The following is a 13,831-nucleotide window of genomic DNA, read 5'->3' as shown; positions in this document are numbered from 1 at the left end:
AGCTAGCGGCCCTGCCAGACCGGGGCCCGCTTCTCTGCGAAGGCCCGTGGCCCCTCCTTAGCGTCCTCGGAGCCGAACACGTGCCCGGCGATCTCCATCTGCTTGCCGAACGCCTCATCGGAGGACCAGTCCGCGGCCTGCACCAAGACCTGCTTGGTGGCGGCCACCGCCAGCGGGCCGTTGGCGGCGATCTTCTCCGCCAGCTCCAGCGCCGTGGCCAGCGCGCCGCCGGGCTCGGTGATCCGGTTGACCAGGCCGAATCGGTGCGCGTCGGCAGCGGCCAAGTTCTCACCGGTCAGCGCCAGTTCCATCGCCACCTGGAAGGGGATGCGGCGGGGCAGGCGGATCAGGCCGCCGCCCACTGCCACGAGTCCGCGCCGGACCTCGGGGATGCCGAAGTTCGCCGTACTGGAGGCCACAATCAAGTCGGCGCACAGGGCGATCTCGGTGCCGCCGGCCAGCGCATAGCCCTCGACCGCGGCGATCAGCGGCTTCTTCGGCGGGGACTCGGTGATGCCGGCGAATCCCCGGCCCGGCAGCATGGGCAGTTCGCCGCGCAGGAATGCCTTGAGGTCCATGCCCGAGCAGAAGTTGCCGCCGGCCCCGGTGAGCACGGCGACGGAGAGGTCGGCGCTACCGTCCAGCTCGTCCATCGCCGCGGCGATGCCCGTGGCCACCGCGGTGTTGACGGAGTTGCGGGCCTCGGGCCGGTTGATCGTGACGATCAAAACTCGCCCGCGACGCTCGGTCAGCACCGCTGCGTCGGCAGGGTTCTCTGCATGCTCTGACATGGTCCTCCTCGAAATGGGCACTGTGTTCCGTCTCACACGCTATCCGCTGCGCCGGACATCGATGCCAAAGACCCCGTGGGCCAGCGCTGCCCCACAATCGGTCGTACAGTTGTCCGCAGGCGAGCGCCTATCCCAATCACGGCAACGCAGGGAGATCACACGCGATGGCTACCACGGCTGCAGAAGGTTCGAAGAAGTCCCCTGACGATCCTGGCCAGTCGGGCCGCGCCGCAGACTCGACGGAGTTGGTCAACGACCACGGTCGCACGATCATCGCGGACACCGTCGTCGCGAAGATCGCCGGCATGGCCACCCGCGAGATCGACGGCGTCCACAGCCTGGGCGGTGGCACCGGCCGGGTGGTCGGCGCCTTGCGCGAGCGCATCCCGGGCGCCCGCGTCAATCATTCGCAGGGTGTGGCCGTGGAGGTCGGCGAGCGCCAGACGGCCGTCGATATCGGCATCGTCGCGGAGTATGGCGTGGCGATCAACGATCTCGCCTCCGGTGTCCGCCGCAATGTGATCGCCGCGGTGGAGCGGATGACGGGGCTCGAGGTCGTCGAGGTCAACGTCACCGTCCACGACGTGTTCCTCGAGGAGGACGACGACCAGGTGGAGGCCCCGGCACAGTCGAGGGTGCAGTGACCGAACCCGACCTGCCCACGCTGGAGAGGGCAGTCCTCGCGGTCGGCGGCGTCGCCGCACTGCACGGCGGCGTCCACGGGACCATCGCCACTTATCTTCCTGGTCGACGGATCCGCGGCCTGCGTGTCGAAGACGGCGAGGCCCATGTGCACCTCACCCTCTATGAGGGCACGGACCTCATCGCGGTGGCCGACGCCGTGCGGCTCGCCGTCGCCCGCGTGCTCGGCCACGAATCCCGGTCTGTGGTGGTCACCATCGAAGATCTCGTCCCATATCCCCCCGAACTATCGACACCCCAGGAGTCCTCATGAATTCGGCGGCCATCGGCATGATTGCCGGCATCTTGCTCGTGCTCGCCGCGACCACCGGCGGGTTCACCGGCTTCCTCTTCGCGCTTGTCCTCGGCACCGTTGGCCTCGTCGTCGGCGCCCACCTCGACGGCACCATCGATCTCACGTCGATTCTGCGCGGCCGTGGCCGTGGCTGACCCGGACTTCGCCGAGCCCATCGATCCGGGCGATCGGGGGACGCTGACCATCAAGGATCGCGCGCTGAACCGGATCGCGACCACCGCCGCGCTCGCCGTGCCCGGCGTGGTCCGCCACGGCCAGGAGATCAGCTCGGTGGGGGTCCGGGAGTTGCCGCGTGCGCTCGCCATCAATCGCGACGGCGAACTCACCGTCCTCGTTCAGATCGCCGTGGACTGGCCGTGTGTTCTCACTGAGATCGCCCGGGCTGTGCAGGTCACGGTCGCTGACCACCTCCAGCGGCTAACAGGAATGACAGTCGCCCGCGCAGATGTCTCCATCACCCGCGTCCTGCCTCCTGCCCTCCCCCCGCTCCTCCGGCAGTCCGCCACCCGGGTCTCATGAGTGCCCTCGAGCCCCGTCGGTCGCCCGCGGCGACTGCGCCCGCGGTACTGCTCGGCTTGGCTCTGTGCGGGATAGCGGGGCTTTGCATCCGCGAACTGGTCATCAATCAACAGTTGATCGACGGCGAGCCATGGTTGGCCAACGCCTCCGTATGGATCGCCCAGCTGCAGTGGCAAGACTGGATGATGGGCGCCGCCCCAGCCGCGACGGTCCTCGGCCTCGTGCTGATCGCTGCCGCGCTCAAGCCGCGCGCGCGCACGCATCTGCCACTTAAATCTGACACTGGCATCTGGCTCCGGCCCACTGACGTCGCGCGGATGTGCAGCGCCATCGCCTTCGAGGAGCCCAACGTGCTGACCGCCATCACCACCGTGACCGCCCGGCGGGCGGAGGTGGCGGTGACCGCGGCGCACCATGTCGGCGAGCCCCTCCAGACCTCCGCCGACCAGGCCATCGAGGAGAAGGCCTTCGAGGAGCAGTCCGCGATGCTTCGGGAACGACTACATGATCGGGTGACGGCCCTGGTCGAGGAGCTCCAGCGGCCCCTGGAAGTCCGGGTGACCGTCCTGCCGGGCATCGCGCACACCCCTGATCAGCGTCGGCGGGTGATCTAAGTGGGCCGGCCCACCGCCCTGGCCGCTCGCGTGGTCGCGCTGATCTCGGGTGTCCTCCTGCTCGGCTGCGGGCTCTTTGGCATCGGGATCTGGGCCGGCATACCGCTGGCGAGCTCCCTGTCCCAACGGATGGACCGGCTCTGGTATTTCACTGCCGCACAGCAACAATGGTGGCCGTGGGCACTTGGCGTCGCGGCCGCCGTGTGTCTGCTCACCGGACTCGCTCTCGTCGTCGCGTTGCTGCGCCCACGCCCCCATCGCACTGTGGACCTCGCGCTGCGGTCCATGGGCCGGCTCACGGTGAGCCCGGTTGCGGTCGGTGGCGCAATCGCGGCCTCGCTCGAAGGCATCGACGGAGTCTTGAGAGCGAAATCGACTGCCCGGAGGATCGGCGGGACGCCGACAATTTCGATCGACATCCGAATCAGCCCGCACACCGACGTCGGGCCTCTGCGCGCCCTGCTGGAGTCGACGGCGACGCAGGCGGCCGCGTCGTTCGGCCCCAATACCCCAAGCTATCGATTCCTCGTCCAGGTGGCCAAGCCTTAGCCCTGGCCACCCGCTCACCCCGAACCCGTCGGCACCGCCCGAAATGAAACAATGAGCCGACGCCTACAGGGGAGAATGTAATGCCCATCGCAGTACTCAACGGAATCCGACTCAACTACCAGGTGCACGGCTCCGGCCCACTAGTCGTCCTGGTGATGGGAACGGGCAGCCCGGGACGCGTGTGGAACGTGAACCAGGTTCCACCGCTCGTGGCGGCGGGCTTCCAAGTGGTGACCGTAGACAACCGGGGCATCGCCCCCTCCGACGAGTGCACCCAAGGATTCACCCTCGACGATATGGTCGCCGATATCGCCGCGCTCATCGATTACCTCGGCGGCCCCGCCCGCGTGGTCGGCACGTCGATGGGCGCACGGATCACCCAGGAACTCGCGTTGGCCCGGCCCGACCTGGTGGCAAAAGCTGTGATGCTGGCAACCTACGGCCGCCCCAGTGTGTTTCAAGAGCGTCTCGCCGAGGGCCAACGTGCGCTATTCGATGCGAACGTGACATTGCCGGCGCAGTATCAGGCCGCGATCACGGCAATCTTGAACCTGTCACCAACCACTATCGAGGACCCGAACGAGGGCCCCAACTGGCTGGACATCTTCGAGTTCTCCACGCCATCCCGCACCGCGGGCATCCGGGCGCAAATGCAGATGGACCGCGGCGGCAATCGTGTCGCGGCATATCGCGGCATCTCGGTTCCGTGCATGATTGTTGGCTTCGCCGACGATCGCCTGACACCGACCTACCTCGGCCGGGAAGTGGCGCAGGCCATTCCCGGCGCGCGCTACGAGGAGATCGCCGACTGCGGCCACTATGGCTATCTTGAGCGCCCAAAAGAGGTCAACAGCCTGTTGCTCGACTTCTTATCGGACAACTAAGGGTCGAACCCGCGCAGGCGTATTGCCCCACCAGCTTTTGACAAAGCAATACGCCGGCCGCGGGAGTCGCGTGCCGGCGCCGGTCTGAGACCGCCCAGGGGGTTAGGCCTGGGTGTTCTTCTTGTCCGCCTCCATGGCCTCGATAAGGCTCTGGGGCCGCATATCGGTCCAATTCTTCTCGATGTATTCGACGCAGGCCTCGCGGCTGTCCTCGCCGAAGACGACAGTCCAACCTGCGGGCACCTCAGCGAAGACCGGCCAAAGCGAGTGCTGGTTCTCCGCGTTCACCAACACTTTGAACTTGGCGTCAGAGTCATCAAACGGGTTGCTCACAGAAGTCCTCTCAATATTCTCGGCCAGCAGCGACCATGTGGCCGATCCTGGACCTCGCACAGGTTACATCCCCCCGCGCCCGAGTCATGTTACTGCCGACTCCCGCAGAAGCCGAAATCCCGCTGAGAGTCGAGCGTGCGTTCAGCAGGCTGGCACCCCGGTCCGCACTGGCCGCGTAACGTGAATCACGGTAACGGCAACTCCCACCCCGGCGATACCCAATATGGCACCCACAGGGCAACATGCGAAATACTCCTGTGACCGGTCATGCCATAATGTGGCGACCTAGTGTCCATGAGCTCTGATCCCGGCCATCGTTCGCAATCCCCCATCGACCGTGCAGTGGAGATCCTATGATTGAGTCCGAACCGGGCGTTCTAGTTGAGGGCATCACGAAGTCCTTCGGCCAGGTGAAAGCACTGCGCGGAGTCAGCTTCCGCGCCGAGCGCGGGCAGGTACTAGGCATCCTCGGCCCCAACGGCGCCGGCAAGTCAACGATGGTCAACGTCCTCTCCACCCTGGTCCGCCCGGATGGCGGCCGCGCCATCGTCGCGGGCCACGATGTTGCCCACGACCCCGCGGCGGTCCGCCGCTCAATCATGTTGACCGGGCAATCTGCGGCACTGGACAACATGCTGTCCGCTCGGGAGAACCTGATCTTGTTCGGCCGCCTGATGGGCCTGGACAAGCAGTCCGCCATCCGCCGCGCCGGGCAGCTGCTCGAGGAGTTCGACCTGGAGTACGCCGCGGACCGCCGCGTCGGCCAGTACTCCGGCGGCATGCGGCGGCGCATCGACATCGCGTGCGGCCTCGTGGTGCGTCCGCAAGTGGTGTTCTTGGACGAGCCCACCACGGGACTCGATCCCCGCAGCCGTCAAAGCGTCTGGGACCTCGTCGACCGGTTGCGAGACCAGGGCATCACCACACTTCTGACCACGCAGTACCTCGAAGAGGCCGACGTGCTCAGCGACAACATCATCGTCATCGACAACGGCGCCGTGATCGCGGAGGGCACCGCTGACGAGCTGAAGGCGCGCATCGGGACCAGCTACTGCGAGGTCATCCCCCTGCACACCCACGAGATTCCCCAGATGGTCGCCGCCCTCGGCAATCTCCTGCCGCCTGGTCTCCGGTCGGAGATCAATGCCGAGACAGTCTCACTGTCAGTCCCCGCCCCCGGCGGTGCGCAGACGCTGGCCGAGGTTCTCCGACGCTTGGACCAGGCGCAGATCGAGTTGATCGACATCGCGCTGCGTCGTCCTTCCCTCGACCAGGTCTTCTTGTCTCTCACCGGCGAGTCGTCACCGGCTGGAACCGCCTCGTGACGGTCATCACGGACACCCCCCGCCACGTGGGCCGCCGACGCAAGCCACAGCCGTCCGCCATCCAGCAGTGGTGGGCGCTAAGCATGCGGTTGATCACGCCAGCCCTGCGCAACGGCACGGTCGCCACCGCAGCGCTCTCCCCCATCGTCTTCACCGTCGGCTTCTATCTACCGCTGAAGTTCGTGATGAGTTTCCAGGGCGTCAACTACGCCCAGTTCTTGATGCCGATCATCGCGCTGCAGGCACTGTCCTTCACCGCGCTGTCCGCCGCGATGGCCGCGGCTATGGACCGCACCGAGGGTATGAACGACAGGCTCAAGACCATGCCGATTCGCGCCGGCGTGCCATTCGCGGCGCGGATGTCCTCAAACGTGTTCCGATTATGCATCTCGCTGCTGGTGGCCGTCGTGTGCGGCTACGCCATCGGGTTCCGCTTCAGCCTGGGAGTCGGCCAGACGATCGGGTTCCTCTCGATGGCGCTGCTTGTCGGGGTCGCCTTGACCATGGGCGGCGACGCGATCGGCACGCTGTCGGCGACGCCCGAGTCAACCACCCAGGCGTTGACCCTGCCGCAGTTGATCCTCGGCATGCTGTCCACCGGGTTTGTGCCGATCGCAAGCTTTCCCGAGTGGATCCACCCGTTCGTCCGAAACCAACCAATCTCGCTGATCGCGAACGCCATGCGGGACATGACCTCCGGCGGAGTGACCTGGCAGGTCCTGTGGCCGGCACTCGTGTGGACCATCGGCGCGCTGTTTGCGTTTGCCGGTGTGTCCATCTGGGCGAGCACGAGGAGAACATGAAACACCGCCTCGCGTCCGATGACGCGCCCACGGTCCAATTTGTCCCCGGGTCGATGACACCTGCCCGCTCAACATCAGCCGGCGTTGTACCTGCGGCACCAGCCGAATTAGTCGACAACGCGCTCGCCTTCCCCCCACTGGCCTCCACGCCGTCCGAGAAGTCGCTGTCCGCGCTTGCGCGCCAGAGCCTGATCCAGACTCAGCGGCTCCTGATCCGCTGGTCCCGTGACCCGCTCACCACCGTGCAGGCGCTGTTGTACCCGGCGCTGATGCTCGTGATGTTCCAGATCGTGCTCGGCAACTCCATCAGCTCCGCAACGGGCACCAGCGCGATCTACGGGCAGACCGCGATGATGGCCCTAGTCGCGTCGATGGTCGGATCCATGATCGGCGCCGTCACCCTGAACCTCGAGCAACGCGACGGCCTGCTGACCCGCTTCTGGGTGCTTCCAGTACATCGCGCTTCCAGCTTTATCGGCAGGATGATCGCCGAGATCATCCGCATCATGGTCACCACCGCGATCATCCTCGCGATGGGGGTGGTGCTGGGGTTCCGATTCGATCAGGGCGTCATGGCCGCCATCGGCCTGTACCTCGTCCCGCTGATGTTCGGTGTGGGGTTCGCCAGCATGGTCACCGCCGCTGCCGTGTACGGCGGCAAGGCACGGCTGGTCGAGCTGATCTCGTTGGCCACGTCGCTGTTGATGTTCTTCAACTCGGGCTTCGTCCCGGTAATGGCCTACCCGGTCTGGCTGCAGGGGTTCGTCCGGTACCAGCCGATGAGCTGCGCGGTCGAGACTATGAAGGCGCTGTCCGTCGGCGGCCCACTCGCGACCCCGCTCCTGATGACCATCGGGTGGGCGGTGGGGCTGGTGGCGCTGTTCATCTACCCGGCGATCCGCGGCTATCAGCGGGCCGCACAGCCTGGCCGATAGCCAGTCACGGTTGGGCGGCCAGCGCCTCAGCGTGCACACCCCGCACCGACCGGCCGGACGGGTCCGCCATCGCCGCGAAGGCCGGGTCCCACTCAAGCGCGGCCGGCGTCGAGCAGGCGATCGACTTGCCGCCGGGCACAGTGGCCGCGAACGCCGCACCGGGGAAGTTAGCCTCGAAGATCGTCCGATATAGGAACGACTCCTTGGTCTCTGGCGTGTTTAGCGGGAACCGCGCCGCTGCGGCGTCGAACTCCGCGTCGCTGACCACCTGCTCTGCGTGGTCCTTGAGCCCATCGATCCAGCCATAGCCGACGCCGTCGCTGAACTGCTCCTTCTGCCGCCACAGGATCTGCTCCGGCAGCACGCCCTCGAAGGCCTCCCGCAGCACCGCCTTCTCCATCCGCGAGCCGCCGGCCAGCTTGGCCTCCGCGTCCATGCTCATCGCGAGGTCGAGGAACTCCAGGTCCAGGAACGGCACCCGGGCCTCCACGCCCCAGGCCATCATCGACTTGTTCGCACGCAGGCAGTCATAGTTGTGCAGGGCGTCGAGCTTGCGGACAGTCTCCTCGTGGAACGCCTCGGCCGACGGCGCCTTGTGGAAGTACAGATAGCCGCCGAACATCTCGTCGGCGCCTTCCCCGGACAACACCATCTTCACGCCCATCGCCTTGATCCGGCGGGCGAGCAGGAACATCGGAGTGGACGCCCGGATCGTGGTCACGTCGTAGGTCTCGATGTGCCGGATCACCTCGGGCAGCGCGTCCAGGCCCTCCTGGAACGTGTACACAAAACCGTGGTGGTCGGTCCCGATCCCGTCCGCGGCGCACTCCGCCGCGGCGAGGTCGGGCGAGCCCTCAAGCCCGATCGCGAAGGAGAGCAGACGCGCGACCTCCGCTGTCTCCCCGTCCGCGGACACGGCGTTCTCGGCCTGGGACCTGGCGAACTTGGCCGCGCAGGCCGCGACGAGCGACGAGTCGAGCCCGCCGGATAGCAATACCCCGTGGGGCACGTCCGCCATCATCTGCCGAGCGACCGCGTCCTCGAAGGCCGTGCGCAACTGCACCGGTGTGACCTCGACGTCCACGGTGGCGGCGTACTCGCGCCACGGCCGCTGGTAGTAGCGGCGCAGTTCGCCCGTCGCGCTGTCGTAGATGTGGCCGGGGGGGAAGGCAGTCACGTCCTCGCAGACCCCCGCCAGCGCCTTCATCTCGGAGGCGACGAGGGTCCGCCCCTCCGCGTCGTGTCCCCAGTACAGGGGGCACACGCCCATGGGATCGCGGGCGATGAGGAACCTGCCCAGCTCGGCGTCCCACAGCGCGAAGGCGAAGATCCCGTTCAGCCGGCCGATGAACTCCGGGCCGCTCTCGCGGTAGAGCGAGTTGATCACCTCGCTGTCGGAGCCGGTGGTGAACTCGTAGTCGCTCCCGGCCCGCAGTTCGCTGTGGTTGTAGACCTCGCCGTTGACCGCCAGCGCTAGGTGGCCGTCTCGCGACCGCAGCGGCTGGGCGCCGCTGGTCGGATCGACAATGGCGAGCCGCTCATGCACCAGGATCGCATTGTCCCCGACGTACACGCCGCTCCAGTCGGGCCCACGATGACGCTGCCGCCGGGACAGCTCGACCGCTTGTAGCCGCAGCGACACCTGGTCGCCATTCTGCGGTCCAAACATCCCAAAGATCGAGCACACTTCGACACAACTCCTTGCCACAGGGCGATTAGCGGGACACATATCGCTGGTGCCCGGATGGTCCACGGGACGACGTTAGCAATCGGCGGACCCACTCCCCTACACGTCGTCCGCACGGGGCCTTTCGTTACGATATCGGAGAGCCACCCACCTGCGGTGATGATCACCACAGGCCACACCAGTCACAATGGTCACAATATTCACGGTGGTAACATCGGCCAAGATTCAACCAACTCGGCGTTCCCACCCGCATCGTCACCGGTGCCAGCGCCACCCAGCCAGAGGAGCACCCCAAAAATGACCTGGGCGAAGAAGGCGTCGGCAGTGGTAGCGGCGGTCCTGTTGCCGTTGGGCCTGTCCGTCAGCGTCTCCGCGCCGGCCTCCGCGAACGTAATCTCTCGGATCATCACCGGCACCGACACCGATGCCCTCGCCGGCGCCAACGACTGGTCCTGCCGCACCACCGCAGAGCACCCGAGGCCGGTGGTGCTGGTGCACGGCACCTGGGCCAACAAGTCGGTGTGGTCCACGCTCGCGCCCCAGTTGGCCGACGAGGGCTACTGCGTCTTCGCCCTCGATTACGGACATGGACCCCTGGTCAACCCCGCCACCCTCCTCGATGCGGCCGGCATGGCCGATATCCGTGATTCGGCCGTGGAACTCGCGGGCTTCGTCGAGCAAGTCCGGTCCGCGACCGGCGCGGCCCAAGTCGACATCGTCGGGCACTCGCAGGGCGGCGTGGTCGCCCGGCAGTATCTGCGCTTCAACGGTGGGGCCAACCCCGCCGACCCCGCCCAGAACGCCGTCCACTCCCTCGTGACACTGGGCGCGACCAACCACGGCTCCACCTTCGGCGATGTCCTCGCGCTGTCCGAGTTCGGCCAGCGCATCGGCCTGCCCGCGTATGCCGCCCTGAACCGGGCGATGGGCCCCGCGTACGCGGAGCAGATGGCGGGCTCCACCTTCCTCCAGGAGCTCAACGCGGGCGGAGACACCGTGCCTGGAGTCCAGTACACCGTAGTCGCCAGCCGGGACGACAAGGTCTCCACCCCGCCCGAGGCCACGTTCCTCGCCCCCGGCGACGGCGCCACCGTGCACAACGTGTGGATCCAGGACGGCTGCGACACAGCCCAGGTCAGCCACGATGGGCTGACCTCCGCGCCACGGGCTATCCACCTCGTCCAGTCCGCATTGAGCAGCACATACCCCATCTCACATGCCGCGCCATGCAGCTGATCAAGTTACGTTTCTTCAACTAACGTTTGCCAGGAGCTCGCAGCCAGAAACTTTTGCGTGGGCAACTCGGCCTCCGCCGTGGTCTTCTCAAGACCGCTAGACCTCCACACCTGCACCACCGCATGTCACTCGTTGCTGCCCGGACACAGAGGTGCATAATGAGGCGACTGCGGATCATCATAGGCAGTCGCCGTCAGTTCCGACGGGATGGTTTCGACAACACGGCGCACCTTCCCTGTCGGATGAGCAATATGGTCCAACTGTTCTATCGCGCACCACCAAGTTGAACAGTGACAGAGTCGTTCCAACCTCAAAAAGTCGCTGAGAGTACAGGATGCCCCGTGCAGCAGAATAACCTCACCCAGTTGGCACCGCGTGACGCCGCCTTCGTCTACATGGAACGCTCCACCATGCCCACGAATATCGTCAGCATCTATGCCTTCGACAACGGTCAAGGCAGTGGACAACCGGTCCGCAAGGACGATGTGTTCTCGTGGATGCAAGCGCGACTTCACACGTCCGCGTTATTCCAGCGACGACTGCTACGAGTGCCCGCAGACATCGCCCCCCCGTACTGGGTCCGTGATGAAAATGTCGATCTCCAAGCCCACATTTTTGTCACAGAATCCACGATCACAACCTGGGACGAAGTTCGCCGGCGGATCCTGGACATCACCGAAGATCGGTTCGACCTCACTCGACCACCGTGGCAACTGCACGTGTTCACTCAGGTCCACCAGGTCGATGGCCTGCCTCCCAACGCAACCGTCGTAGTTTTAAAATTCCACCACAGCGCCTGCGATGGCATCGCCAGCGTTGAGATCGCACGAAAGTTGTTCACCGGGCAAGTAGATGACACGTCTGATTCTCATGCGACATCAGACGCCATCCCCGGATCTGCTGCACTGCTCAAGGACGCATTGACCGGTGTGCCGACACAGATCCGGACGATGTTTTCCGGAGCCAAAGACATTCTTGCGGCCAGCCGTGATGTCAAACAGGAAGTCGACGCCGGCACGGTTGTTCTTCCCACCAGACTCCGCCCACGGACCAGATTCGACCACAAGATCAGTGGCGCTCGAACCTTCGGCGTTGTCCGTCTCCCTCTTAGCGACGTACGAGCACTTGCAAGCCAGGCGGGCGATTCTACCGTCAACGACTTGATAATGACTGTTGTATCGCTGGGGCTGTCAAATTATCTGACTTCACTGAGAGAACTTCCCGCCGAATCGCTGGCGGCACTTGTTCCGATGTCGACACGTAAATACCGACCCAGCGAATCGGTTAATCAATTTTTGCCAATGTTTGTGGACCTCCACACGAAAATTGAAGATCCGAAGCTCCGCTTAAGCGCGATTAGCAAGTCCTCGAAGTTGGAGAAGACTCGAAATAGCAAGGACACAGTCATTCGATCGAACTCTGGCATCAAGTACGTGCCGGGCTTCGCGGTTCGTGGCATTTCGGCCATCAGCAGACTTATGCCCGACGGCGGCCCCTCTACCCCCTACGCCAACACGATGATAACCAATGTGCCCCGCGGACGCGCCGATCTTCAGTTCTTGGGCGCAAAGGCCACATCCGCCTTTGGCGTGTTGGCGTTGGAGGACAATGATGGCCTCTGCCACCTGATTGCCTCTCTAGGCGACGAGCTTACGATCACCTTCGTGTCCACTCCAGAGGCCATGCCGGACGTTGATCACTACGGAGAACTCCTGAAAGACGCGTACTTGGAGTTGTCCGACGCCATCCGTACCTCAGGCGAGTCGACTTAGCCTCATACCTTCGCGCACCCCTGCCCCACACCACCAAACCGTGAGTGCGCGAGTTGCCGGGGTTCCCACCAGGTCCGGGGTCATCGACTTTAGGATGCTCCAATGCCCTGGTGGGCGGTGTCATAGCGTCGTAGCAACAACGCAAACGATTACTCCCCGCTTGGGTCCCATCTACTCGTCTATCCTTCTCAATCGCCTCACGCCGCAGGCCGGGTTCGCTTGACAATTTTACCGCGGATGACGAGCATAAGGATCTTTCCCGTTCGCATGCTCTCAAACAATCGTGCCTTCAAATTTGCCAAAGTCTTACGATCGAGCGCTTCTTCCAGCGCCCTTTCAAGCTCCACGTCCTGAACTTCGGACGCCTTCAGTGCATCAAGGCTCTCGCGGACTTTATTTTCCTTAACAACAACTCCCCGCAGGGCCCTGACTGGATCGACCTGAGGCAACGTCAGGCACTTGCCGTCCCCGCCTGCTATGCGGAAGTTGATAATTGTCCGTACGCATTTCTCGCATTTCCCACAGTTGTAGAATTCTGTGCGATTCCAATAGCAGACACGCAGGTACGACATAGCCGTGACATTATCTTTAATTCTTCTCGCCTTCATCACCCGGTCAGCGTCTGCTCCATCATGAACCAGTCGCATCGCCCCTCCAGACCAGAGATGATCTAACTCAGGATGCGTCCCATGCGGCATAAAGTGCCCTGTGGAAAACGAGGCGGGAATAATCACTGTGTGCAAATGATCGGACAATAAATGTGCAACATGAGCCAGTGCGACGCCGTGCCCTAAATGCGTCCAGCCGCGACCGTTCCCATCGTAAATGTGTCGAACATTCGACGTGAGCTCGATCAACTCCTTTCCGAGGCTCTTCGCCGCTAAGCGGATAGAGTCACGTGTAACATCAGCATATTCTGTGTTACTCAGGTAGATATCAAACCCATGCACCCAGATGAGGTGTGTAATGTCATCTAGATTGTTGATAGCCGAGTAGAAAGAGTCGAGCCCTCCACTGAAGAAGCAACCGATACCACGTCCAGCCGGAAAAGATTCTGGGTTGGCGGCGACCGCCGCATCAATATTGACATGGCGGTACCTCTCAGGCCACCACAAATTTACTAGCTCCTGTGCAGGTGAACTCAGGCTTAAAGCTTCCTCATCGACCGGCCCGTCAAGGTGCAGTATCGAGATATCCTTCTCCATGGCATGCGCTATCCCCACCGCAAGCCATGGAGTGTAGGACTTATTCAGAGTGACATTCGCGGTCACTTCCACCGTAAATTTATCACTGCCCCAGGAGATCTCAGCCTTCGCCTCATCTGCATCAGAATGGAGTGTTCTAATCGACATTTCTGCCAGCATATATTTGTCCTATGATCGACTA

At 64.0% G+C, this 13,831-nt stretch carries 16 protein-coding genes; 12 read left to right on the top strand and 4 right to left on the bottom strand.

Going from position 1 to position 13,831, the window contains the following annotated elements; genetic code table 11:
- Positions 1-2: 2 nt before the first annotated feature.
- Positions 3-791, bottom strand: coding sequence for a crotonase/enoyl-CoA hydratase family protein (locus TBIF_RS18085; RefSeq protein WP_024796158.1), 789 nt, complete (start codon positions 789-791; stop codon positions 3-5).
- Between the two features lie 164 nt (positions 792-955).
- Between TBIF_RS18085 and TBIF_RS18080 the strand changes: the two genes are divergently transcribed.
- The 7 genes from TBIF_RS18080 to TBIF_RS18050 all read left to right on the top strand — a co-directional run bounded on the left by TBIF_RS18080 (position 956) and on the right by TBIF_RS18050 (position 4,354).
- Entirely contained in the window at positions 956-1,435 is a 480-nt protein-coding gene (locus TBIF_RS18080; protein WP_024796157.1) for an Asp23/Gls24 family envelope stress response protein, read from the top strand.
- A complete protein-coding gene (locus TBIF_RS18075; protein WP_024796156.1) occupies positions 1,432-1,746 on the top strand; it encodes an Asp23/Gls24 family envelope stress response protein in 315 nt (104 codons plus the stop codon). Before TBIF_RS18080 ends, TBIF_RS18075 begins: the two co-directional genes overlap by 4 nt.
- Positions 1,743-1,922 (top strand): hypothetical protein, encoded by a 180-nt coding sequence (locus TBIF_RS18070; protein ID WP_024796155.1) that lies wholly within the window; start codon positions 1,743-1,745, stop codon positions 1,920-1,922. Before TBIF_RS18075 ends, TBIF_RS18070 begins: the two co-directional genes overlap by 4 nt.
- On the top strand, positions 1,909-2,307 hold the full coding sequence (locus tag TBIF_RS18065; protein WP_024796154.1) for an Asp23/Gls24 family envelope stress response protein: 399 nt from the start codon (positions 1,909-1,911) through the stop codon (positions 2,305-2,307). Before TBIF_RS18070 ends, TBIF_RS18065 begins: the two co-directional genes overlap by 14 nt.
- On the top strand, positions 2,304-2,921 hold the full coding sequence (locus TBIF_RS23925) for a DUF6286 domain-containing protein (RefSeq protein WP_024796153.1): 618 nt from the start codon (positions 2,304-2,306) through the stop codon (positions 2,919-2,921). The genes TBIF_RS18065 and TBIF_RS23925 overlap by 4 nt, the downstream gene beginning before the upstream one ends.
- Positions 2,922-3,470, top strand: a complete 549-nt coding sequence (locus TBIF_RS18055; RefSeq protein WP_024796152.1) for an Asp23/Gls24 family envelope stress response protein — start codon at positions 2,922-2,924, stop codon at positions 3,468-3,470.
- A gap of 80 nt (positions 3,471-3,550) precedes the next feature.
- Complete coding sequence (locus TBIF_RS18050) at positions 3,551-4,354, top strand: alpha/beta fold hydrolase (RefSeq protein ID WP_024796151.1); 804 nt, start codon at positions 3,551-3,553, stop codon at positions 4,352-4,354.
- A gap of 102 nt (positions 4,355-4,456) precedes the next feature.
- On the opposite strand, the gene TBIF_RS18045 is transcribed toward TBIF_RS18050, so the two are convergent.
- A complete protein-coding gene (locus TBIF_RS18045) occupies positions 4,457-4,687 on the bottom strand; it encodes an MbtH family protein (RefSeq protein WP_024796150.1) in 231 nt (76 codons plus the stop codon).
- A 353-nt stretch (positions 4,688-5,040) separates the two neighbouring features.
- Here TBIF_RS18045 and TBIF_RS18040 point away from each other — a divergent pair, with 353 nt between their 5' ends.
- From TBIF_RS18040 to TBIF_RS18030, 3 genes are read left to right on the top strand one after another with little or no spacing between them, the layout of a single operon-like run.
- The gene (locus TBIF_RS18040; RefSeq protein WP_024796149.1) at positions 5,041-6,012 is read left to right on the top strand and encodes a daunorubicin resistance protein DrrA family ABC transporter ATP-binding protein; all 972 of its coding nucleotides are present in this window, start codon (positions 5,041-5,043) and stop codon (positions 6,010-6,012) included.
- Positions 6,009-6,815: an ABC transporter permease gene (locus tag TBIF_RS18035; RefSeq protein WP_024796148.1), complete on the top strand. Its 807-nt coding sequence runs from the start codon at positions 6,009-6,011 to the stop codon at positions 6,813-6,815. The genes TBIF_RS18040 and TBIF_RS18035 overlap by 4 nt, the downstream gene beginning before the upstream one ends.
- Complete coding sequence (locus TBIF_RS18030) at positions 6,812-7,750, top strand: ABC transporter permease (RefSeq protein WP_051461625.1); 939 nt, start codon at positions 6,812-6,814, stop codon at positions 7,748-7,750. Before TBIF_RS18035 ends, TBIF_RS18030 begins: the two co-directional genes overlap by 4 nt.
- Before the next feature lie 4 nt (positions 7,751-7,754).
- Here the strand turns inward: TBIF_RS18030 and asnB are convergent, their stop codons facing one another.
- Complete coding sequence (asnB, locus tag TBIF_RS18025; RefSeq protein WP_268746922.1) at positions 7,755-9,479, bottom strand: asparagine synthase B; 1,725 nt, start codon at positions 9,477-9,479, stop codon at positions 7,755-7,757.
- A gap of 255 nt (positions 9,480-9,734) precedes the next feature.
- Here asnB and TBIF_RS18020 point away from each other — a divergent pair, with 255 nt between their 5' ends.
- Both TBIF_RS18020 and TBIF_RS18010 read left to right on the top strand, forming a co-directional pair.
- Complete coding sequence (locus TBIF_RS18020; protein WP_024796145.1) at positions 9,735-10,673, top strand: esterase/lipase family protein; 939 nt, start codon at positions 9,735-9,737, stop codon at positions 10,671-10,673.
- A 341-nt stretch (positions 10,674-11,014) separates the two neighbouring features.
- Positions 11,015-12,445: a wax ester/triacylglycerol synthase domain-containing protein gene (locus TBIF_RS18010; protein ID WP_024796144.1), complete on the top strand. Its 1,431-nt coding sequence runs from the start codon at positions 11,015-11,017 to the stop codon at positions 12,443-12,445.
- Positions 12,446-12,642: 197 nt separating this feature from the next.
- Here the strand turns inward: TBIF_RS18010 and TBIF_RS25490 are convergent, their stop codons facing one another.
- Positions 12,643-13,809: a hypothetical protein gene (locus tag TBIF_RS25490; protein ID WP_148302323.1), complete on the bottom strand. Its 1,167-nt coding sequence runs from the start codon at positions 13,807-13,809 to the stop codon at positions 12,643-12,645.
- Positions 13,810-13,831 lie beyond the last annotated feature (22 nt).

The sequence above is a fragment of the Tomitella biformata AHU 1821 genome (assembly GCF_000524475.1).
GTDB classification, from domain to species: Bacteria; Actinomycetota; Actinomycetes; order Mycobacteriales; family Mycobacteriaceae; genus Tomitella; species Tomitella biformata.
This window is presented reverse-complemented; position numbering and strand designations above follow the sequence as displayed.